The 21,499-nt window shown below is 69.7% G+C and carries 21 protein-coding genes; 9 read left to right on the plus strand and 12 right to left on the minus strand.

All coding sequences use genetic code 11. The features are described from left to right. Together ACZ67Q_RS29760 and ACZ67Q_RS29765 are read right to left on the minus strand one after the other, a co-directional pair. The coding region (locus tag ACZ67Q_RS29760; protein ID WP_471188342.1) for a G1 family glutamic endopeptidase at positions 1 to 1,388 on the minus strand (1,388 nt) is incomplete at its 3' end. A gap of 1,292 nt (positions 1,389 to 2,680) precedes the next feature. Further along, positions 2,681 to 3,136, minus strand: a complete 456-nt coding sequence (locus ACZ67Q_RS29765) for a cupin domain-containing protein (protein WP_471188345.1) — start codon at positions 3,134 to 3,136, stop codon at positions 2,681 to 2,683. Between the two features lie 341 nt (positions 3,137 to 3,477). On the opposite strand from ACZ67Q_RS29765, the gene ACZ67Q_RS29770 reads away from it, so the two are divergent. Continuing rightward, on the plus strand, positions 3,478 to 3,801 hold the full coding sequence (locus ACZ67Q_RS29770; protein ID WP_471188348.1) for a hypothetical protein: 324 nt from the start codon (positions 3,478 to 3,480) through the stop codon (positions 3,799 to 3,801). A 101-nt stretch (positions 3,802 to 3,902) separates the two neighbouring features. Here ACZ67Q_RS29770 and ACZ67Q_RS29775 read toward each other — a convergent pair whose 3' ends face one another. The 4 genes from ACZ67Q_RS29775 to ACZ67Q_RS29790 all read right to left on the minus strand — a co-directional run bounded on the left by ACZ67Q_RS29775 (position 3,903) and on the right by ACZ67Q_RS29790 (position 7,180). Continuing rightward, positions 3,903 to 4,733 (minus strand): MBL fold metallo-hydrolase, encoded by an 831-nt coding sequence (locus tag ACZ67Q_RS29775; protein WP_471188351.1) that lies wholly within the window; start codon positions 4,731 to 4,733, stop codon positions 3,903 to 3,905. Beyond that, positions 4,726 to 5,607 carry an NAD-dependent epimerase/dehydratase family protein gene (locus tag ACZ67Q_RS29780; protein WP_471188353.1) on the minus strand — a complete coding sequence of 294 codons (882 nt, stop codon included), beginning with the start codon at positions 5,605 to 5,607 and terminating at the stop codon, positions 4,726 to 4,728. Before ACZ67Q_RS29780 ends, ACZ67Q_RS29775 begins: the two co-directional genes overlap by 8 nt. Positions 5,608 to 5,691: 84 nt before the next feature. After that, the gene (locus ACZ67Q_RS29785) at positions 5,692 to 6,720 is read right to left on the minus strand and encodes an AraC-like ligand-binding domain-containing protein (protein WP_471188356.1); all 1,029 of its coding nucleotides are present in this window, start codon (positions 6,718 to 6,720) and stop codon (positions 5,692 to 5,694) included. Positions 6,721 to 6,754: 34 nt separating this feature from the next. Further along, positions 6,755 to 7,180: a nuclear transport factor 2 family protein gene (locus ACZ67Q_RS29790; protein ID WP_471188358.1), complete on the minus strand. Its 426-nt coding sequence runs from the start codon at positions 7,178 to 7,180 to the stop codon at positions 6,755 to 6,757. Between the two features lie 36 nt (positions 7,181 to 7,216). On the opposite strand from ACZ67Q_RS29790, the gene ACZ67Q_RS29795 reads away from it, so the two are divergent. Further along, complete coding sequence (locus ACZ67Q_RS29795; RefSeq protein ID WP_471188361.1) at positions 7,217 to 7,459, plus strand: hypothetical protein; 243 nt, start codon at positions 7,217 to 7,219, stop codon at positions 7,457 to 7,459. 457 nt (positions 7,460 to 7,916) lie between these two features. Here the strand turns inward: ACZ67Q_RS29795 and ACZ67Q_RS29800 are convergent, their stop codons facing one another. Beyond that, on the minus strand, positions 7,917 to 8,228 hold the full coding sequence (locus ACZ67Q_RS29800) for a WhiB family transcriptional regulator (RefSeq protein WP_471188363.1): 312 nt from the start codon (positions 8,226 to 8,228) through the stop codon (positions 7,917 to 7,919). A 696-nt stretch (positions 8,229 to 8,924) separates the two neighbouring features. Beyond that, positions 8,925 to 9,440, minus strand: a complete 516-nt coding sequence (locus tag ACZ67Q_RS29805) for a hypothetical protein (RefSeq protein WP_471188365.1) — start codon at positions 9,438 to 9,440, stop codon at positions 8,925 to 8,927. 373 nt (positions 9,441 to 9,813) lie between these two features. On the opposite strand from ACZ67Q_RS29805, the gene ACZ67Q_RS29810 reads away from it, so the two are divergent. Beyond that, positions 9,814 to 10,053 (plus strand): hypothetical protein, encoded by a 240-nt coding sequence (locus tag ACZ67Q_RS29810; protein ID WP_471188367.1) that lies wholly within the window; start codon positions 9,814 to 9,816, stop codon positions 10,051 to 10,053. A gap of 57 nt (positions 10,054 to 10,110) precedes the next feature. On the opposite strand, the gene ACZ67Q_RS29815 is transcribed toward ACZ67Q_RS29810, so the two are convergent. After that, a complete protein-coding gene (locus tag ACZ67Q_RS29815; RefSeq protein WP_471188369.1) occupies positions 10,111 to 10,596 on the minus strand; it encodes a hypothetical protein in 486 nt (161 codons plus the stop codon). Between the two features lie 263 nt (positions 10,597 to 10,859). Between ACZ67Q_RS29815 and ligA the strand changes: the two genes are divergently transcribed. Both ligA and ACZ67Q_RS29825 read left to right on the plus strand, forming a co-directional pair. Beyond that, positions 10,860 to 12,971, plus strand: coding sequence for an NAD-dependent DNA ligase LigA (gene ligA, locus ACZ67Q_RS29820; RefSeq protein WP_471188372.1), 2,112 nt, complete (start codon positions 10,860 to 10,862; stop codon positions 12,969 to 12,971). A 75-nt stretch (positions 12,972 to 13,046) separates the two neighbouring features. Next, positions 13,047 to 13,568: an SMI1/KNR4 family protein gene (locus ACZ67Q_RS29825; RefSeq protein WP_471188374.1), complete on the plus strand. Its 522-nt coding sequence runs from the start codon at positions 13,047 to 13,049 to the stop codon at positions 13,566 to 13,568. Positions 13,569 to 13,704: 136 nt separating this feature from the next. Here the strand turns inward: ACZ67Q_RS29825 and ACZ67Q_RS29830 are convergent, their stop codons facing one another. Then, positions 13,705 to 14,142 (minus strand): hypothetical protein, encoded by a 438-nt coding sequence (locus ACZ67Q_RS29830; protein ID WP_471188377.1) that lies wholly within the window; start codon positions 14,140 to 14,142, stop codon positions 13,705 to 13,707. A 71-nt stretch (positions 14,143 to 14,213) separates the two neighbouring features. Between ACZ67Q_RS29830 and ACZ67Q_RS29835 the strand changes: the two genes are divergently transcribed. The 3 genes from ACZ67Q_RS29835 to ACZ67Q_RS29845 all read left to right on the plus strand — a co-directional run bounded on the left by ACZ67Q_RS29835 (position 14,214) and on the right by ACZ67Q_RS29845 (position 16,499). Beyond that, entirely contained in the window at positions 14,214 to 14,936 is a 723-nt protein-coding gene (locus ACZ67Q_RS29835) for a helix-turn-helix transcriptional regulator (RefSeq protein ID WP_471188379.1), read from the plus strand. A gap of 67 nt (positions 14,937 to 15,003) precedes the next feature. After that, on the plus strand, positions 15,004 to 15,672 hold the full coding sequence (gene folE / locus ACZ67Q_RS29840) for a GTP cyclohydrolase I FolE (protein ID WP_471188381.1): 669 nt from the start codon (positions 15,004 to 15,006) through the stop codon (positions 15,670 to 15,672). Positions 15,673 to 15,860: 188 nt separating this feature from the next. Then, positions 15,861 to 16,499, plus strand: a complete 639-nt coding sequence (locus ACZ67Q_RS29845; RefSeq protein WP_471188384.1) for an NADPH-dependent F420 reductase — start codon at positions 15,861 to 15,863, stop codon at positions 16,497 to 16,499. Positions 16,500 to 16,622: 123 nt separating this feature from the next. On the opposite strand, the gene ACZ67Q_RS29850 is transcribed toward ACZ67Q_RS29845, so the two are convergent. Continuing rightward, positions 16,623 to 18,845, minus strand: a complete 2,223-nt coding sequence (locus ACZ67Q_RS29850) for a helix-turn-helix domain-containing protein (RefSeq protein ID WP_471188386.1) — start codon at positions 18,843 to 18,845, stop codon at positions 16,623 to 16,625. 316 nt (positions 18,846 to 19,161) lie between these two features. On the opposite strand from ACZ67Q_RS29850, the gene ACZ67Q_RS29855 reads away from it, so the two are divergent. After that, on the plus strand, positions 19,162 to 20,199 hold the full coding sequence (locus ACZ67Q_RS29855) for a C40 family peptidase (protein WP_471188388.1): 1,038 nt from the start codon (positions 19,162 to 19,164) through the stop codon (positions 20,197 to 20,199). A gap of 194 nt (positions 20,200 to 20,393) precedes the next feature. Here ACZ67Q_RS29855 and ACZ67Q_RS29860 read toward each other — a convergent pair whose 3' ends face one another. After that, positions 20,394 to 21,236 carry a hypothetical protein gene (locus ACZ67Q_RS29860; RefSeq protein ID WP_471188391.1) on the minus strand — a complete coding sequence of 281 codons (843 nt, stop codon included), beginning with the start codon at positions 21,234 to 21,236 and terminating at the stop codon, positions 20,394 to 20,396. Positions 21,237 to 21,499: the final 263 nt, after the last annotated feature.

Genomic DNA, 21,499 nt, shown 5'->3' on the forward strand with positions numbered 1-21,499 from the left:
TGACCGTTCTGCGGGTCACCCCACCCATCATGGTCGTTCCAATACGTCGTCCACACCCGGTTGTCGAACCCGATCACAAACACATCGAGATTCCCAGAAGCGCGCGAGACCGCCGCCAACTGCTGCGTCGTACGGTCGAACACCGCCCCACCCGGCAGCGGGAAGAAATGACCGTTCTGCGGGTCACCCCACCCATCATGGTCGTTCCAATACGTCGTCCACACCCGGTTGTCGAACCCGATCACAAACACATCGAGATTCCCAGGGGCACGCGAGACCGCCGCCAACTGCTGCGTCGTATGGTCGAACACCGCCCCACCCGGCAGCGGGAACCACTCTCTGCTCCATCCGTCGTGGTCGTTCCAGTACGTGGTCCACACGCGGTTGTCGAACCCGATCACGAACAGATCGAGGTTTCCGGGGGCGCGGGAGACCGCCGCGATCTGCTGCTTGGTGTGATCGAACACCGCCGATCCGGGCAGTGGGAAGAAGCCCGCGTCCACGTAATTCACTGTGAGCGAGTCGGTTGCCAGCGTGACGCTCGTCAAAGACCTTCCGAACGATGTGATGTTGGTGGTGTCACCAGCGCTGGGATCAGCGGCGACGGTCCCGCTCGGATCTGAGCCGAAGGCCGTCGAGAAGTTGACCGGGCTGAATCTGGGCAGGGACGTGCCGGGCTCGCCCGTGTTCGGCGCCTCGACGATCCACTCCAGGCTGTTGCCGCTGAAGGACGCGCCGGGCGGAGCGGCGAGTTGGATGTTGAAGTAACGCCCCCGATCGACATTGCCGAACATCACGTAGCCTTGACCATTCTGGTAGGCCACTCTTGCGAACACCTCATCGCCGGGTTCGATGGGCATGTTCTCGATGTTCGTCTGGTAGATGTAGCCGGGCGACCCGTTGGTCTTCGGTGCGAACCACTCGTACCAAGCGACATAAGTTGCCGAGCCGTTACCGTCGACAGATTGCTGCACGCCTGCCTGGAGGACGTCGTTGGAGCCGTACGTGCCGTCGATGCCCACCCACGAGGAAGAGTCCCAGCCGCCGTCGGTCCCGGCCGGGGTCGAGGGAATGGTCACCGTCGGTACCCGCCATATAGCCACGGCGGTGTCCCACGTCCCTGCGATGGTGCTGCCGGCCCAATTGTTCGTAGTGTATGCGGTGTCCGCGACCCGCTCGCGCGGCGACAACTCATGCGTAACGCCCTCCTGTGGCGCGAGGCGCGGCACTATGCGCGCGTCATCCGGCCAGTCCCGGTCGAGCAGGCGCCGACGCATCGCGGCGACGCGCGTGTCTGCGCTGTCCAGCTGCCCGAGCAATTCGCTCGCGATGGCTTCCCCGCGGTTCAGCGGCTTGTCCGCGTGCTCCGGGAAACTTTGGATCGCCATTACTCCTGGAAGGTTCGTCTCTGCGAGCCTGTAGGAACTACCGACGGCTTGGGACATGGTTTCCTCCAAGAGCGGAGCCAGGGTCCATCAGGGGTGGTACGGCAGGATGATGAGCGCGGACCATCGAGTGCAGAGGTTTCCGCTGCATACCCGCGCCGGCCCAGGGGGTGCCGGATTACACAGCACGGCGTGTACGGGCCTTGCCGTCAGTTTGCGCCCCTGCAGTCGCCTCTACCTCACCAGCATCGGAGGCGGCGGAAGGGCTTGTCACAAGAAGCCGGTCGCCTGCTGCGACCGTAATGATCGTACGCAGTCTGGTCGCGGGAAGAGGTTTCATTTTGTACCGCCCTCCCTCACCTGAGCGGTGTGGCCGGTACGCTATTCCCGCCACTTCAATTGTCCCGCCGGCATGACTCCTCCGCGACTTGTACGCTGCCGGAGACACCGGTTGACCAGGCAATATTCAACCACCCGAACTCAACGGCCGCGGCTGCACTCCAGCACACGGTCGCTCGCCAGGAGGTCCCTTTCTCCTGCAAGGCCGGTAAGTATGCGCCGGATGGCCGGTACGTCTACCACGATGGATACGCCGGCCCCTGCTGAGGGCACGATCCAGCGGCACTGGCCGGCACACCCCGCCGCGCCCCGGCACACCTGCGGCGACCGCCTGAGCAGCTGCCGGATCGGCGATCCTCGCGTGCAGCAAGGCCGTCAGGACTGCGGCGTAACCACCTACCACGACGTCCTCACTGCCCAGGCATATGAAGTTCAGGACGCCGGCGGCGGGGCCGCTGCTTCGGACGGGTGATGGGCCTGCTGGACGGAAGGGCCGCCCTGATCACCGGGGGGACCGACATCCGGCCGATCCGGCAATGCCTCAGCGGTTGTTCGCAGATTGGTGCCACCGGTAGTGGCGGGCGACGCGCACGCGGTCGCAGCACGCCGCGCCCCCGCGCGTCGGTCGGCGAGCACAGAGGAGGCTGTTGCCTGGACTTCGACGGCTGAGGTATCGAAGCGAGAGTCCCGCTGCAGTTCGCATCATCGCCACCGTTGGCGACGCGCAGACGCCCACCGACGGACGACTACGCGGCGCATCGACGAAGTCCTCGGTACCGAGCAGCGCGCCAGCAGCTCGCTGACGGATCTGTCCGTACTACGAGGGAACAGGGATCCACGACGCCAACGCGGCCGAAGTCGCCGGGGGCCGGGAAACGTCGAGGGGACCCACGTAGCGCTTCGCATGTACGGCTCAACGAGCGGCTTGCAAGAGCCTGGTGACAGCGGTCAGGCGGTCAGTCATCGCCACTGTGAAGTGTGAAATCGGACCATGTGAATCCGGGCGCCACCACACAGGTGGCCAGGACCGCTACACCTCCCTCCAGCTCAGCGCGCTGCCAGCGGCCCGCGGGCACAGTGGTCCACAGAGTCTGGCCCGCCGCATGGTCCGGCCCCAGAACACTTCGTACGCCGTCATCGTCGTCAGGGTGCGCTGCATGGGTGAGCAGCAGAGGGCTACCGCTGTGCCACAGCCACAGTTCGTCACTGGCGACCCGGTGCCAACGGGAGCGCTCACCTGGAGCCAGCAGGTAGTGGATCGCGGTGGCGGCCGGGCGCGGTCCCCGGGCGGTGGCCAACTCCTCACCCGCCGTCCACAGCCGGCGGTACCAGCCACCTTCGGGGTGTGGTTCCAATCCGAGCTCGCCAGCCAACAGCGGCTTGTCGGGCTCACGCGTGCTCTCGCCACCCACGGTCTTCTCCTCTCCTTGCAACCGAGTACCCGCCCGTCAGGGACGGGACAGCACCGAGGCGGTCGTCGCTGCGGCGGACCAGCAGCGCCCGCGCGATTCCGGCACTGCTTCGATCCGGGCTCCGCCTTCGAGGACCTTCCCCGCCAGGCCTGGTGCGCACGAAGGCATGGAGCTCCGCCCGTTCCTGTGCTGTGGACGAGGGCGTGGGACTGGTTCGGGCGGGTGACGTAGATCGTGGCAGGGGCCTGCGACCATCAGGCATGGCACCGCGAACGCATGGAGCAGCGGCGCCCCGGGCACCCGACTCGCCAGGTCAGCCACGTCGAGAGCCAGGAGACCCGATGATCCGCAATGCCGTGACCTGCGACCGTGAGAACTGCCTCGCTCTGTACCTGGCGCCCGAGGAGCCGCAAAACGCTCAGTTCGAGGACGTGATCCGGCAAGCCGGGTGGGCCGTGCGGCCGGCGGCCGCGGTCCTGCCCGACCACCACGCCGGGCCCGACACACTCGCGCATCTCTGCCCCGCCTGCGCGGCCGGGCGCGGCCCCGTCCTCGAACGCGGAAAATGCCCCACCTGCGCCGGTTCGACCGAAGACCTGGACGCCGGGTCCACCTGCCACTACTGCCGGAAGGTCGCCCCTCACCTGGCCGACGAATGGTGCTGACCCAGGCGCTGTGCGAACCGCCCGGCCGCGAGCAGGTGTCCCATCCAGCGCCTGATGGTGGTGCACGAGGTGCTCATGATGTCAGGGGTGATCGGAGGTGGTCATGAGTCGCTCTGTGGCGCCAGCCCCTCTTCGAAGCGCAGGTAGCGGTCGACCGACCGTGCCAGGATCTCGTTGCCGTCGGCGGTGACGACGCGGTCCCACCAGGCGCCGTAGATCCGGTCGAAGCGGTACCCGGCCAGCAGTTTGCCGGCGGCGCGGACGGCGTCGGGGCGCTCGGGGATGTGGTTGGCGTAGCTGTACATGATGGTGACCCAGCGGCGGTCCGGGCAGACGTTGACGACATCGCCGGTGAACAGTGCGCCCGGGCCCGCCTTCCAGTGCATGACGGTGCTGCCCGGGAAGTGCACGCCCGGGTTGATCAGTGTCAGCTCGTCGGTCAGCCGGTGCGTCAGCCCGCTCCAGAAGTGCAGGGCGGGGTCGGGGCGGCCGACCCAGCGGCGGTCCCCCTCGTGGAGGTATACGGGGGCGTCGAAGGCGTGCGCCCAGTCGACCATGGCGGAGTAGAAGTGGGGGTGGCTGACGGCGATCGCGGTGATGCCGCCCAGCTGCCGTACTTCGCGGATCATCGCGTCGTCGAGGTAGGGCACGCAGTCCCACAGCACGTTGCCGGCGGCCGTGCGCAGCAGCAGGGCGCGCTGGCCGATGGCGAACTCGGGGGTGCATCCGATCCCGAGGACGTCCGGGCCCTGCTCCTCGAAGCGGCCCTGGTGGCCGTCGGCGCGTAGTTCGGCGATGCTGGTCCACTGCTGGCCGTCGTGTCCGACGTACTGGCGCTCGTCCAGGCAGACCGGGCAGTCGGGGCGCGGGGCGGCGTACTGCGTGCCGCAGGTGCGGCAGACGGGCAGCGTCGAACCGTTGAGGTCAGCCACGGTCGCCCCCGGTCGGCTCGGTCAGCTCGGTCAGAACGTGCGGGCGGCTGGGCCGCCAGCCGAGTTCGGTGACAGCACGCTGGCCGGACACCACCTGGTTCAGGCCCAGGGCCTCGGCGAACGGGCCGCCCACGGCCTCGGCAGCCTGCTCCAGCGGCCAGGGCTCTGCCCGGCCGTTGCCGCCCGCGGCGACGTCGGCGGCCGCGGCCAGCGCCGCGACCGGCACCGCCTCGTGCGCCACGCCGTGCAGCACGCTGCCCGCATCGGCCTTGGTCACTGCCAGCACGAACAGTTCGGCGAGGTCGTCCACGTGCACCATCGGCCAGCGGGTCGCCGCCGAGCCGACGTAACGGCCGGCGCCGTGCTCGCGCGCCCAGCCGGTCATCAGCCCCGGAATGCCGCCGCCCCGGCCGTACACGATGCCGGGCCGCACGACGACGGCTCGCACGTCGTCGCCGCCCGCGGCCAGCACCCGCTGCTCGATCCGCGGGCGGTAGCCGACGATGGCGATCGCGTTCGTAGACGCGTCCTCGTCGACCGCCGTGTCGCCGGTGGCGCCGAGCACCCACACACCGCTGGTGTACACGAAGGCCCGTCCGGTGCCGCGCAGCCGCTCGATCAGCGCGTCCACGGACGCCGCGTCCACCGCCTCGTCGCCGGTCGGCGTGGCAAGGTTCACCACAGCGTCGATGTCGTCGGTGACGGCCGCCCGCAACGAGGCGGGGTCGGCCAGATCGCCCGTGAGTGCCGTCGCCCCGGCGGGCAGTCGGCTCGTGTCCTTCACGAGATGGACCACCTGGTGGCCCTCCGCCTCGAGCCGCCGCACCACGGCCGACCCGATGTAGCCGGTGGAACCCAGCACGAGTACCTTCACGCCCACTCCCCTTTGATCCTCGACGAGTTCGATCCTCGACAAGCTGAAGCGGGTGCTTGCCCGCCTCACCGACGACAAGAGAATCTACGGCCGCCTGGTCAGCGACGGTCGTCGAAGCGTGCAGGATCCGTCGACTCCGCGTGCAGAGCCGGGGCCCAGCGCGTGGCGGCGGTACTCCGCGGGGGTGAGGCCATAGGCCTGGCGGAAGGCGCGGCCGAAGACGGTGGCGTTGGACAGACCCCAGCGGACGGCGATCTCCTGGACGGGTATCGCGCACAGCTCCGGCCGGGCCAAGTCGGCGCGGCAGCGCTCGAGTCGGCGGGTACGGATGAGGGCGGCGACGCCCTCGGGCTCGTCCCGGAACAGGGCGTAGAGGCTTCGCAGCGAGATCTTGTGGTGGTCGGCGACAGCTCGGGGGGTGAGTTCCGGGTCACCCAGGTTGCGTTCGATGAAGACCTTGGCCCGCTCCAGTAGAGCACGGGCGCGGATCTCGGGTGGAGCGCCCTCGATGGTGCCGAGCTGCTCGGACAGGTAGGCCGTGGCCATGTCGAGAGCCACCCGCCCGAGCGTCGGAAGTTCTTCGCTCCGGCAGTCCGGGCCGTTGTCGCGCAGGCTCGTCAGGAAGTCGGCCAACACGGCGCCGAGGCCGGTCCGGGGAAGCCGGCGGGCGACGAGGTGGTCGGCGCGCCCGGTTCTCAGGGGCAGCTCCGTTCTCGGGATCTGGAGAACGATCACGCGGATCGGTCCGCCGTCGCGGTCGGTGTCGCACTCCAACGGGGCCGAGGTGTTGGTGACGATGAAGCCGTCGGCGACCAGGCCGGAGTCCCGGCCGAGCTGGCAGGCCTTCATCGCGTTCCCCTGGACCAGCGCGAGTTGGTACTGCTCGGGGTCGCCCCGCCTGATGTGCGCCGGGGTACGGCGCGACCACACCGGCGAGAACTCGAGCGTCGAGATCGTGAGCGCGCCCAGCTCGATCGCCCCGATGGCGGCGTGGAAGTCGCCCGCCCGATCGGTGTTGATCGCCACGGGCATCAGGTCCGTGGACACCGTCTCGGTGAACCAGTCGAACCTGTCGGCCACCGGCACCTCACGGCCGGACGCACGTATCCACATTCGATCCCCCTGAACTCACGGACATGTTGATGACTCATCCGGTGCGGTCTTCGTGAACTCTGACGTTAATGGGCCTGAAGGTCTCCTGCTCGCCCAGTAGGGCTGGCCCGCCGTCTGCGGTATCACCGTCTGCGGTACGCCGGCCAGCGTGGCCGTCGTCGCGGTGCCCACGCCCTTTGCTGTCCGCGGGTCGCGGTCCCGGTCCTGGTGCGTGGCTCGTGGTCTTGCCGTAACCGAGGGACTCGACGATCAGCCCATCACGTACGAGCACGAGAGTCACGCCGCGGATGGAGTCGCCCGGTCCGTCGCCGAAGCGGTACCGCCAGCGGACCGTCGCCCGTTCACCGGTGATGACCACGGCCTCCGGGTCGAACCGGCCCGTGCGGTCCTCGGCGACGAGCCTGACGACGGCACGTATGTCCTCCTGCGGAACGGGGACACCGGCGACCAGCGGCTTCATGAAGGTTCTCCCCCTGTGGGCGTGCGGGCTCCCGGGATGACGATCACCTGGGCACCCGGCAGCGGTTTCGGCCCGCACCTGGTGATCACAGGCGAGATCGTCCACCCCTTCCCGTCGCACGTCACCCGCTACTGGTCCACGTCGTCCCCCCTGCGCTTCGTTCCCCTCCCCGACATGGGGACCCTCCCCTTCGCCCTGGTGTGGCGCAGGGACGCCGAGAATGACCTCATCCGTGCCCTGGCCCAGACGGTCCGCGATCTCGGCGCCGTGCGGTCGTGACGACGGCCGCGCTGTTCCTTGGCGGGGACCCGTGCCATGGCACAGGGGTCGCCGAACGACTGGTTCGGTTGACCGAGGACACCGGACACCGTACCGAGGCCCGACTCCGCAAGCGACGCGAGAGCATGTGGCTACGGCTTGCCGCCATCCCGAGTTCGAAGATCACCAGCCGACCTGCGCCGGTGACGCGGGAGGCGGTCGCAGTGACCTCCGGGGCCGGTGGTCGACGCAGGAGGACCGGCTCCTCCCGCGGCGGGTCACGGGCGTTCAGCCGGGCTGCCACGGCCCCGTGGGGAGACCCCGGACAAGGCGTCGGCGACGAGCCTCGTCCGCCGGGGCTCCTGCGCGGTCGTCCTGCGATCTGCGGACGGCACGGCCTGCGTTCCTCTGGCGGGGAGGTGCCGGTGCCGCCAGGAGCACTCGGCGAGCGACGTGCCGGCATGACTCCTGTGCCGGGTCAACCGGCCTGGGCGGTGGGCAGGCGACCCGACCGGGGTTGTTGTTCGAACTCGGTGCGGGCCGTCTCCAGCAGGCGCCGCCACGAGGTGACAGTCGGTCTTCGGCGTAGCAGCGCTCGCCGTTCGCGTTCGGTCATCCCGCCCCAGACACCGTGATCGATGCGGGCGTCCAGTGCGTAGGCGAGGCACTCGGTGCGCACGGGGCAGCCCGTGCACAGTGCCTTGGCCCTGTGCTGCGCCGCTCCGTCGGCGAACAACTCGTCAGGATCGGCGTCCTTGCACGCCGCGCGCTCATTCCAACCGCTGTCCATGATCACAACCATGCCCGCCCACTCCCCTTGTACGCCCCGCGCTCTCCGCACCGCGGAGCACCAGTGACGGGAAGGTACGCCGTGATCGCATATGACATAAGAGCGGGCCGGCACCAGGCCACCTTTTCGAGTGACAACCCTTGCCGCACAGGACGCGGCGTACTAGGGCCTGTTTCCAGAAGTGGATCAAGGTCCGTCGTGATCCACTCGTGGGGCGTGGAGATCCGACGAGCAGGCAATGGGCCAGGCTGGAACGGCTGTTGCCCGTAGGCAAGAAGCCGGGGCGGCCTCCGGTCTGGTCCAAGCAGCAGCTGATCAACGGCATACGCCGGCGGACGCGGACCGGCGCGCCCTGACGTGACGTCCCTGCACGCTACGGCGAGTGGGAGACCGTCCGCGGCCTCTTTCGCCGCCGGCAGCGCGACGGCACCTGGAGTCGGATCCTCGCCCAGCCGCAGGCCGAGGCCGACGCGAAGGGTCTGACCGCCTGGGACGTGAGCGTGGACTCCACGGTTGCGCAAGCGCATCAGCACGTTGCTGGGGCCCGCAAAAGGGAGTTCTGCAGCGGGACAAACCCGGCACAGTCGCGCCACCGGGCGGTGGCCACGAGGTACGACAAGCCGGCCGTCCGCTACGAGGCCATGGGGCCACGAGGCCACAGTCACCATCGCCGGCATCAACGAGTGGTTGTGATCGCTACGACGATCCGCGACTTGCTGGATCGGAGTGCGACCCTCCGACCCAGAAGGTCAGCGCCTTCCGTCCGCCTCCCAGCGACCGCCGCATCGCATTGACCAGTCGCACCTGCGCCAGAGCCACCTCCGCGCTGGCCTCCCGGAACTCCTCTTCGCCGAGTGGCGTACGGACCGGATCGGCCTCCCGCGCGACGCGGTCCAAAAAGCGGTCGACCGCCTGCCCAAAGCTGTCGACCTCCCCCGCAATCTCTGCGGGAGCGATCAAGCTGACCCGCGTCAGTACGGCGCTCCACTCGGCCCAGTCGTAGTCCCAGCCGCGATGGTCGGCGTGTGCTCGCTTGATCACCATGGTGAACCTGGCGTAGTGGCTCAGGAGTTCTTGGTAAGCCACCAGCTGCTGATCCCGCGACCACTGATGGTCCTGGCCCCGTCTGGTGACGATCCCGCCCACCAGCACTCCGACGGTCGCCGAGGCCGCTCCGGCAATGGTCGTGATCAGCGCTTCCAGCAAAGCCACCCCAGCCCCCGTGCCCAGCAACCTGCGTTCGATCCACCGGAACGTAGCACTGGTGCATCTTGGCGCGTCAGACCATGCGATGGCCTCGTCGCGGGCGATGACATCGGTGGCCGGCCGACGCTTTTGAAAGACGCCCTGGTGGAGGCGCGAGCGTACCGGCGGACCCCTTCGGCCCGTACGCTGCGATCATGGATGACCCCGTCTTCACCGCCCGCGAACTGGTCCGGGACCGGTTTCCCGCCGCCCGGGCGGCCTTCCTTGGGCCGCGGGGCCGCCGCCGCTCTCGGACCGTGAGCGTGACTACCAGCGCTATGTCCTGACCGACCTGCTCGATGACCTGAGAGGCTGCACGGACCCTGCGGAGCGGGTGTACTTGGTCTCGCACATGCTGCGGCGCGCCTCCGAACTGGTCCTCCTGGTCGGCGGCCACTGGCTCGGCGGAGGCAAATGGTTGTCGAGGCGGCTGGCTGCGGCCGACGCCGGGGTGCACCGCGCGTTGTCCGAAGCTGCCGCGCAGGCGATCGCCGGGGATGCGGAGACGTTCGCCGCGGCCGTGGCCGAGGTGTTGGACCTGGCCGGCGGCCCGCTGTGGGAGGGGTATGCCGTCCGATGAGTCGGTGGGGCGATCACGCCGGTGTGGTCGTCGGCAGCAGCTCCCCGCGCCCAGAGCTTACGATCCGGAGCGCAATCCCAGAGCACTGTGCTCCACCACACCCGCGGGAAGATCGCGCTTTCCCGAGGCCCTGGTGGTCAACTCGACCAGGCCGGCACGGAGTTCGGCGGCGGGCTCACCCAGGACGATCGCGCTGATGACCAACTCGATCATCAGACAGTCGTACTCGTCGTCCCTGCTCCGATAGCGCTCCCGATCGGCCTCGACCACAGCAGAGGCGATCCTCCTCCCACGGTCAGCCGCGGGTGCGAAGGACACCTCATAGACGCCGTGACCGGTCCAACTCCGGTGCATGAAAAGGACATCGCCTTCGACGAAGACATTCCACTTCTCATCCATGTCCCGGGCCCGATACCCGCGCTGGATCCGGTCCCAGTCCTCATCAGTCCAGACACGATCCGGCAACTGGGACAACGGCCGGGGCGTGCTGATCGGGTGGAGGCGCCGGAACGACTCTCGGGTGAGCGGGGCATCGGCAGTCATGACGCGATCCTACGGAAGCATTACCGTGTGGTGCTGCGGGACTGGCTGCCCACCGCGCTGGCCCTGGCCGCTGACAACGCTCGCCAGGTCGGTCTCCACGCCATCACGCCGACCCCGGACGGCGGAGGAGACCAGGTCCTCCCGGACGGCGACACCTTCCACGACAGTGTCGGCACTGCGCGCCCTCGCCCCCTCCCCCTCGCCGTCGTTCTTCCGTCCCGCTGCCTCGGGCGTTGTCAGTGGTGGCAGGCAGGATGACGGGTATGACAACACCTGCAGCTGTGATCACGGATGCCGCCGCTTACGCGCAGGCGGTCGAGGACGCGGTGAAGGCGTCGGCCGCCTACTACGCGGGTGGGACGTCTGCCCTGGACGATGACGCCTATGACCGGCTGGTGCGAGGCATCGCCGCGTGGGAGGCCGACCATCCTGATCAGGTGCTGCCCGACTCTCCGACGGGGAAGGTCGCCGGCGGCGCTGGGCAGGGCGACGTCCCGCACTCGGTGGCGATGCTGAGTCTGGACAACGTGTTCTCGCCGGAGGAGTTCACCGCCTGGACCGCCTCACTGGCCCGGCGCATCGGCCACGAGGTCGAGCGGTACAGCGTCGAGCCGAAGCTGGACGGGCTCGCGGTCGCCGCCCGCTACGTCGGCGGCCGTCTGAGACAGCTGATCACACGCGGCGACGGGACGGCCGGGGAGGACGTCTCGCACGCGATCGGCACGACAGAGGGCCTGCCGGACCGACTCGCCGAACCGGTCACCGTCGAGGTGCGCGGCGAAGTCCTCATGACCACGACGCAGTTCGAGCACGCCAACGAGGTGCGCACGGCGCACGGCGGGCAGCCGTTCGCCAACCCGCGCGGCGCCGCGGCGGGCACCCTGCGCGCCAAGGAACGCGCCTACACGGTGCCGATGACGTTCTTCGGCTACGGCCTGCTGCCCCTGCCCGACACCGAGACGGCGCTCGCCGCGCGGCTGGGCGAACTCGCCCACAGCGACCTCATGGTTCAGGCCGCCGCCTACGGGGTGAACACCACCGCCACCACCGCGGTACCCGGCGCCACCGCCGACACCGCCGAGCAGGTGCTGGCCCGGGTGCAGGAGATCGCCGCACTGCGGGCCGAGCTGCCGTTCGGGATCGACGGGATCGTCATCAAGGCCGACCTGGCCGCCGACCAGCAGACGGCGGGATCGGGTTCACGCGCTCCGCGCTGGGCGATCGCCTACAAGCTGCCGGCCGTCGAGAAGATCACCCAGCTGCTCGCAGTGGAGTGGAACGTGGGCCGCACCGGCATCATCGCCCCGCGTGCCGTCCTGGAACCGGTCGAGATCGACGGCGCCACCATCACCTATGCCACCCTCCACAACCCGGCCGACATCACCCGCCGCGACCTGCGCCTGGGCGACCACGTCATGGTGCACCGGGCCGGCGACGTCATCCCCCGTATCGAAGCGCCCGTCGCCCACCTGCGCACCGGCAACGAACAGCCCATCGCCTTCCCCGAGGCGTGTCCGCGCTGCGGGGCCGGCATCGACACCAGCGAGCAGCGCTGGCGCTGCGAGAACGGCCGCAACTGCCACCTGGTGGCCGCCCTGTCCTACGCGGCCGGCCGCGACCAGCTCGACATCGAGGGCCTCGGTCACACACGCGTCGTCCAGCTCGTCGACGCCGGCCTCGTCGCCGATCTCGCCGACCTGTTCACCCTGACCCGCGAGCAGCTGATGAGCCTGGAGCGGATGGGCGCAACCAGCACCGACAACCTCCTTGCCGCCATCACCGCGGCCAAGGGCCAGCCGCTGTCGCGGGTGCTGTGCGCGCTCGGGGTCCGCGGCACCGGCCGCTCCATGTCCCGCCGTATCGCCCGGCACTTCGCGACCATGGACAACATCCGCGCCGCGGACGCGGACGCGATGCAGCAGGTCGAGGGGATCGGCTCCGAGAAGGCGCCCTCGATCGTCGCCGAGCTCGCGGAACTCGCCCCGCTGATCGACAAACTCGCCGCGGCCGGGGTGAACATGACAGAACCCGGCGCCACCCCACCCACCTCGTCCGGCGGCGACCACGACGAGGACGTGGAGCGTGCGGGTGGGCCGCTGGCCGGGATGACCGTGGTCGTCACCGGCGCGATGACCGGCCCCCTGGGGAAGCTCAGCCGCAACCAGATGAACGAGCTCATCGAACAGGCCGGCGGCCGCTCCTCCTCCAGCGTCTCCAAGAAGACCGCCCTCGTCGTCGCGGGAGACGGCGCGGGGTCCAAGCGAGCCAAGGCCGAAGATCTCGGTATCCGTCTGGCCACCCCGGACGAATTCGCCACCCTGGTCGCCGACTACCTCGACCAGAGCTGTCCGGCTGATCATGCACCTGAGCTCTGATATCGAACTGTCCTCGTCCAGTGTCGTGCCCATGCCTCATGCAGTGTCGTGTGTCGATGAACCGAGGGGGACGACATGACCGAGGACGAACTGCTCGCGGTGATCAGGAAGCAGACGCCCGCCGGCAATCTCGCACCGGTCGCCGCGCCCACCGTGATCGCCGCCGTCGAGGCGGAGGTCGGTCATCCGATGCCGCCGTTCCTGCGCAGGCTCTACACCGAGGTCTCCGACGGCGGTTTCGGCATCGACGGCTGGGAGTGCGCCTCACTGAGCCCGCTTCCCGACCACTGTTTCTGCGACGGCGAGGACATCCTCGAGCTCTACCGCAGTTTCACCGCCGCCGAAGACCCGGACGAGGAGACCGTTCCGCCAGGCATCGTTCCGATCATGGACCGCGGCTGCGCGATGTGGACCCTTGTCGACTTCCGCACGCCCGACGGCCGCATCTGGGTCTGGGACGGGAACGAGTGCTGCCGCAGGCTCTTTCCCACCACCCTCACGTCTGTTCGCGACTACTTCGCGGAGGGCATCGCGGGCCGCCTGGACGGCCCCAGCCCACTGGACAGCCAGTTGGTACGGGAGCCCTGCCGGCACTGAGGATGGGGCGGGCCGGTGTCTCGAACTCCGGGCGTGCGCGCCATGCTCCGCGACGTGCCGCGCCGCGGCGATGGCCCGCCGGCTCCCGGTCGGGCCGCACCGCGGCGGACCTGGCGGTCAGGGCTCCTGTACGGCTTCAGTCCGCTCGCCGCGTGCCGTGGTAGTGCTGGGCGAGTCGGGCGAGGGCGACCGCGGCGAGCAGCAGCCCGAAATCGCGCAGCGCGATGTCGTAGTAGTCCGGGATGGTCAGCAGGTTGACGATGATGCCGGCCAGCCATCCGGCCACCAGCCAGCCTCCGAACCGGGGTGCGACGGCCACGGCGATGCCGGCCACGATCTCGATGACACCGACGGCGTACATGGCGGCTTGGGCGCTGCCCGGAACGATGCCGTTGATCCACGGAGCGAGGTAGGCGGGCCAGTCGACCAGCAGATTGGCGAACTTGTCCAGCCCGAACAGGATCGGCGCCACAGTGAACCCGGTGCGCAGGATGACAAACGCCTGGTAGCCGGGATCGGTGAGCACAGCCCGCCGACGGGCGGCGGAGGTAGGGGTTGCGGTTGCGGACGACATTGTCGGCTCCCTCCGTGGACTGTATCGACAACTTTTACTGACTATAGAAGCGCAGAATGCTTCTTTAATCAATGGCTATGGGTTTTACACTGGGGTGTGTGGACAGCCCGCAGGAAGCACCTCATCCCGTCTCCGCCGTCGCTGCTCTGGACGAGCCGACCCGCAGGAGGCTCTACGAACACGTCGTGCGTCAGCCGAGCCCGGTCAGCCGGGACGAAGCGGCCGAGGCCCTTGGCCTGGCCCGGCAGACCGCGGCCTTCCACCTGGACCGCCTGGCTGCGGAATCACTGCTGGACGTCGTCTACGAACGGCGTAGTGGACGTACGGGGCCGGGAGCGGGCAGGCCGGCCAAGCTCTACAAGCGCTCCACCAAGCAGGTCACCGTCAGCCTGCCGGAGCGCCACTACGAACTGGCCGGTCGGCTCCTCGCGCAGGCCCTGGAGGAATCGGAGGCAACCGGCGAGCCGGTGCGCAGCGTGCTGCACCGCAAGGCCCACGAACTGGGCACGCAGCTGGCCGGCCGGCACCGCACGGGCGTGTTCGACCTGCTGGAGCGCTACGGATTCGAGCCCCGCCATGACGGCGATGCCGTCGTACTGGGCAACTGTCCCTTCCACGCCCTGGCCCGCGAACACACCCAGACCGTGTGCGGCATGAACCTCCACCTGCTCGAGGGCGTGATCCAAGGGCTCGACGAGGGCGGCTTCCAAGCGCGCCTCGCGCCCAGCCAGGGGCACTGCTGCGTCCGCCTCGAGCCGTCCTGCCACTCGCCCGCGGCACCGGACCCTTCCTGATGGCACCAGCCACTTCCTGATGCCCACCGCCGCCTGCAAGGCGTCCCCCGCACCAAAGGAGTACTTCATGGACCTCGCTGCACCCGTCACCCCTGACACGCCCACCGGTTCCGCTCGCATCCCCACACCTGAGACGTCGATACCCTCCAGAGCCCCGCTGCGCGTCGTGCACGACACCGGCGGCATCGACCTGGGCGAGGCCGAACGCGCCGCCGCCCGGTTCCTGCAAGCGCTCGGCCTCGACACCGATACCGAGAGCCTGCAGGGCACCCCCGGCCGCATGGCCCGCGCCTACGCCGAACTGTTCAGCCCCCGCCCCTTCGACCTGACGACCTTCCCCAACGACGAGGGCTACGACGAACTCGTGCTGGCACGCAGCATCCCGGTCCGCTCGGTGTGCGAACACCACCTGCTGCCCTTTGTCGGCACCGCTCACGTCGGTTACCTGCCCGGACACCGCATCCTCGGTCTGTCCAAACTGGCCCGCGTCGTCGAGTACTTCGCCTACCGCCCCCAGGTCCAGGAACGCCTGACGAAACAGGTGGCCGACTGGCTGCAGGCCCATCTGGAGCCCAAGGGCGTCGGGGTCGTGATCGAAGCCGAACACACGTGCATGACCCTCCGCGGCGTCCAGGCCACCGGCTCGAGCACCCTCACCTCGACGCTGCTGGGCACACTTCGCCACGACGCCCGCACCCGAGCCGAGTTCCTCTCCCTCACCGGCCTGACCACCTGACGCTGTCGGACGCAAGGGTGACGCGGGGACCTCCGGCGCATACAAGCGGCGTATCCAGGGATAGGCATGCAGCTGCGCCAGGCGGTGACGGGATGGGCCATGCGGGCCTCGGCCCGACCTCTGCTCGCCGCCCGGACGGACGGCCCGGGGCACTGCCGCTCACCTCAGCCCGATCGGAAGGCAGCAACGTGCAGATCAACATCGTGGGTCCCGGCTCCATGGGCCGAGCGATCGCCGCCCGCGCACTCGCGGGCGGCCACAGCGTGTGCCTCGTCCACCCCGACCCCGACCGCGGCCGAGCGGCAGCCGCCGAGCTCGAGCTGCGCTTCCCGGACGGCGAGACCGACTCGGCCACTGCGGCTCAGGCAGCCGACATGACCGTGCTGGCCCTGCCCTACGCCGCAACGCTGGAAGTCGCCGGAACCGCCCGTGCCACGCTCTCCGGACAGGTCGTGGTGGACATCTGCAATCCAGTCGACTTCGCCACCATGGACTCGCGGGTCACGCCCGCCGACACCTCGGCGGGCGAGCAGGTCCAGCAGATCCTCGGCCCGGACGCGAAGGTCGTCAAGGCGTTCAACACCGTGTTCGCCGGGCTGCTCACGACGGGTGAAGGCCACGGCTTCCCGCTCGACGTACTGATCGCCGGCGACGACTCCCCCGCCAAGGCCAAGGTCGCGGAGCTGATCTCCTCCGGCGCGATGCGGCCCCTGGACGTCGGTCCACTGCGCCGCGCCCGGGAGCTCGAGGCGTTGGGTTTCCTGCACATCTCCGTCCAGCAGCCCTTGGAGCTGAACTGGCAGAGCGCCGTCAAGATCCTCCCCTGAGCGAGCCGGACGGGCCGGTGCGCCGGCTCCTCCCCGGTCAGCCGAAAGCCGGACGGAGGCCGGGCGGGTCGCCGCACAGATCGGCCGGCGTCCCGACCGGCCGCGCCGGGGGCCGCCAAGGCTTCACGCCCGCGTCGTCAGGCGCGCCACCGCCGCGTCGTAGCGTGCGGGCAGTCCCGCGTCCGCCGACACCCGCAGCAGTACGCCGAGCGCCCGTACCGCGCCGTCGTCGTAGCCGGAAGTCTCCCCCTGCCGGGCGGCCAGCTCGAGTTGCTCGATGCCCTCGGCCTCGTACCCGAGGCCCAGCAGCGCCTCTCCCTTGACCATGAGCAGCAGGATCCGGGGCACGTCGGCCGTGCCCGATCGATCCTCGAAAGCCAGGGCCTCGGTCGCCGTGTCGAGGGCCTGGCGCCATTTTCCGGCGTCGGCCCGATGGCGGGCGAGGTGCTGCATGGCCAGTCTCTCGATGGTGCGGTCGTCGGCCTTGCGCGCCAACTCCACGGCCCGCTCGCATCCTTGCGCGGCCTCGTCGAGGCCGCCGAGTGCCGCTTGTGCGACGCCGAGAACGATCAGGGCGTTGGCCTCGGCCACCGCGTCGCCCGCCCGCGATGCGAGCCGGGACGCGGCCCCCAGGTGAGTCAGCGCCTCGGCGATGCGCCCTTCCTCGATCAGCACCCAGCCGAGCACGTTCAAAACCCGTGACTCGCCGTGCTGATCGGCATCGGCCCGTGCCGCCTCCAGTGCGGTCTCCAGGAGCGGCACCCAGCCGTCCCGCACGCGCCACACGATCAGCGGCCACAGCGTCAGGACGGTCCGCCAGGTCCGCTCGTGCAGTCCGGCGGCGTGCGCCGCGGCCACCGCCAGCGTCAGGTCGTCCCTCTCGGCCGCGTACCAGGCCACGGCGGCGGACCGATCAGCGAACTCCCGCACGGCGGCAGGCGGCAGGTGGTCCGCCGGCAGGGGGAAGCAGTCCTCGTTGCCGGGCTCGGCGGCCGCCACGGCCGCGAGGCCCGTGGCGATGTAGTGGTCGAGCACGCGCTTGAGTCCATCGGGCCCGGCGTCGAGGCTGCGTGCGTAGAGCCGCACGAGATCGTGCATCGTCCAGCGGCCGGACGCCGTCTCCGTGACGAGGTGCGCGACGGCCAGCCGCTCCAGGGAGGTCTCGGCGGTCGACGGGTCCGTATCCGCCAGGGCGGCCGCCGCGTACCGGTCGATGTGCGTACCTGGGTGGCAGCCCAGGTACGCGAACTGGCGGGAGACCTGCCACGGGAGCTGTTGCAGGGTCACGCGCAGTGCCGCGCGTACGCCGGTGTCCTCGACGTCCAGCAGACTCAGCCGGCGCGTCTCGTCGGACAGCTCGGTGGCCATCGCGCCCAGCGACCATCCGGGCCGTTGCGCCAGCCGGGCGGCTGCCACCCGCAGCGCGAGGGGCAGCCCGCCGCACAGCTCGGCCAGCCGTCGCGCAGCCACCGGCTCCGCGTGCACCCGTTCCGGGCCGAGTACTTCGGCGAGGAGCATGACGCCGTCCTGCGGCCCGAGTACGTCCACGGCAACCGGCCTGGCGGTGTCGGTGACGATCAGCCCCGGCAGCCGGTGTCTGCTGGTGACGACGGTGACACAGCGGCGGCCGCCTGGAAGGAGCGGCCTGACCTGCTCGGAGTCCCGCGCGTTGTCGAGTACCACGAGGAGCCGGCGGTCGGCAGCGAGCGACCGGAACAGCGCGGCCGCGCTGTTCGCCGTCTCCGGTATCCGGGCATGCGGCACACCGAGCGCGAGCAGGAACTCGCGCAGCACCTCCATGAGGGCAGGCTCGCCCGTGTCGCCGAAGCCCCGCAGGTCGGCGTAGAGCCGCCCGTCGGGGAATTCGGCGAAGCCGTGGTGGGCCCAGTGCAGCACGAGGGCCGTCTTGCCGACTCCGGCGGGGCCGACGACCAGACAGACGGGCGCCTCGCCTACGGCGGCTCGGGACAGAGCGTCGAGCTCCGCCGCCCGCCCGTGAAAGCCGCGCGGAGCGCGAGGCAGCAGATCGGGCGCACCGGTCTGCGCAACAGCGTTCTCTGCGGCGGAAGGTGGCGGGACCTCGTTCGTGGGGGCCCGGCGGGGACGGCCGAGGCTCGCGGTGTACTCCAGCTCCCGGGCACCGGCCACGTCCAGGCCCAGGGCTGCGGCCAACGCCTGCACGGTGCGGCGCTGCGGCCCACGGGAGCGTCCGCGCTCCATGTCGGACAGAGCCCGCACACTCACCCCCGAGGCATGTGCCAGCTCCTCCTGGCTCAGTCCGGCCCCCGTCCGCAGGCGGCGCAGAAGCGCGCCGAAGCCGCCGCCGGCCGGTGTACCGGTGCCCATGTCTGGATGTCCCCTGGTCAGTGCGGGCCAGCCTGAACGCCGTACCTCTCGCAAAAGTATGCATGTCACTGCTTCCGCAGGTGAAACGCACTGTTCCCTTCTGCGCGGGGTTGGCCGGCAGCGGCACCGGCCCAGGCCGAAACGCCGGTGATCCCCCACGAGCTACTTCTGCCGGTAGTTCCGCATGGTCCACGTCCACAAGCCCGTGGTCCACTGTGCCGGAGGACGCCGGTTCCTCCCCTCCCTTTTGCAGGCCCACCCCTCGACCAGGCCATCGGCGCTTGTGCCGCCGGCTGAAGGAACAGGAGTCGATTCCGTGCCCTCCCATCGTCGAGCCAAGCAGCCGAGCCGCGCACGAGTGAGCGTGCTGACCACCGCAGCCGCCGCTGCCGTCGCGCTCAGCGCGAACGCCGCCGAGGCCACGCCCGGTCAGAGGCTCGGCAAGGACGAGGTGAAGGCGAAGGTCGACCAGCTCTACGAGCAGGCCGAGCAGGCCACCGAGAAGTACAACGGGGCACGCGAGAAGCAGGAGAAGCTCCAGAAGGAGATCTCCACCATCCAGGACCGCGTCGCCCGCGGCCGGCAAGACCTGAACTCGCTGCGCGAGGGCCTGGGTTCACTCGCCTCGGCCCAGTACCGTGCCGGAGGCATCGATCCCTCGGTGCAGCTCCTGCTCTCCTCCGACCCGGACGGCTTCCTCGACAAGGCGACCAGGTTCGACCAGTTGAGCAGCCAGCAGGTCGAGGCACTGAAGAAGGTCCAGGACAAACAGCGCGAACTCGCCCAGGAGCGCGCCGAGGCCACCGAGAAGCTCAAGGACCTGGCCTCCACCCGCACCGAGCTGGGCAACAAGAAGAAGGAGATCCAGAGCAAGCTCGCCGAGGCGCAGAAGCTGCTCAACACCCTGACCGCCAAGGACAAGGCGGCCCTCGACGCCGAGCAGCAGCGCGCCGGCCGCTCCTCCGCCGAGCGCGTGCGGCTCGGCCACCACGCTCCCGCGTCCGGCCGGGCCGGCGCCGCGTTCTCGGCCGCCCAGAGCCAGATCGGCAAGCCCTACATCCGGGGTGGCACCGGCCCCTCCTCCTACGACTGCTCTGGTCTGACCTCCTGGGCCTACGCCCAGGCCGACGTCTTCATACCGCGCACCTCCGAGGCCCAGTCGGGCATCGGAACCCGCCTGACGAGGAGCCAGCTCCAGGTCGGTGACCTGGTCTTCTTCTTCAACGACCTGCATCACGTGGGCCTGTACGCGGGCAACGGCCAGATCCTGCACGCCCCTCGCACCGGCACAGTCGTCCGGTACGAGTCGATGGACACCATCGGCGGACCGTTCATGTTCGGGGTCCGCGTCTGACCTGACATGGGTCCAAGAACTCCTGACGAGATGAGCTCCTGGCCGGTTGGATCGCACTGGGCTGATGGACCGCGGGGTGATGTGGGTCGCCGTTCAGCTCTGCCGACCAGCGCAGATGACCGTGGCGAGTGGGCGTCTCTACTGGGCGCCCTTGCCGGCCTCGGGCTCGCCGCCCGGTCCGCATCGGCACGGCGTCAGTAGCCGGGGTACGTGCCTTGGAAGGCGCCGATGGTCGTGGCGACGACACTTGCTTCGGCGACGATTCCCAGGAGGAGGAGCCCCACGGCAAGGGCGGCGTCCCCGGCAGTGTGAAGCCGCGAGTAGCAGACGGTCACGGTGTGTGGCTTGTCCGGGTGGTAGGCAACCTGGACCGTCGTGACGCTGCTCTTGTGGTACACGCTGCGGCTCACCCCGTGCAGGTCCGTGTAGACGTATGTCCCGAACCTGCCGCCCAGGATGCGCGTGTCCTCGGCTCTCTCCGCCTCGACAGTGATGCCGTGGCGGGGCAGGTACGACTGGCGGTACGCGCCCTTCGCCACCCCGGCGCCGAACGCGATGGTCCCCGCGCCGAACGGACCGACCAGCAGGGTCTGGAGCGCGATGGTCCACTCTCCGTGGATCCCGACGGCCAGTGCGAGGGCAAGGAAGACGAGGCCGACGGTGAGTGCCCAGATCTTGTCCCTGCGCTTTCGCCGCTCTCGCAGGGACTCGGTCAAGGCGCTGGTGGTCACCAGGGTTGAGCCGTCAACCGGCTCGGCTGCCTCGGTGCGCACGGGCAGGGTCGCGTTGACGGCGTCGGCGAACAGGGTGGCAGCGGCCTCGCTCACGTCTTCGACGCGGTGCACGGCCGGCACCGTCCCGGCCGGGTGGGTGAGCTCGACGGTGACGGCGCGCCCCTCGGGGTGAACGCGCCCGATCGCCAACAGTGGGATCCGCGTCTCCTCGGTCGTCCGGCGCAGTACCAGCGCATCGCCCTCGAATCGGAGCACGGTGCCGTGGGAGCCGCGCAGGACTGGTATGGGCGATGTGATCGACATGTGCCTGATCGTATGGGCCGTACGGGCATGACCGGGAGAGCCCGGAGACATGAGGCAGCCGGCCGCGGGGCGTGCGTGTTGTCCTGGCGCCCCCAGCTGGCCGCATGCCTCTCAGGACTCCGGGCGGAGTGAGTTCAGCCGCCTCCAACAGACAGTGCGCATCCGAGGGGTTGTCTCCGGTCAGCGTGACGGCGAGCGGGATACCGGTGGCATCGGTGATCAGGTGGCGCTTGCTGCCCGTCCAAGATCATTTCATGGGGAGT

The organism is Streptomyces sp. NPDC036813 (assembly GCF_055609245.1).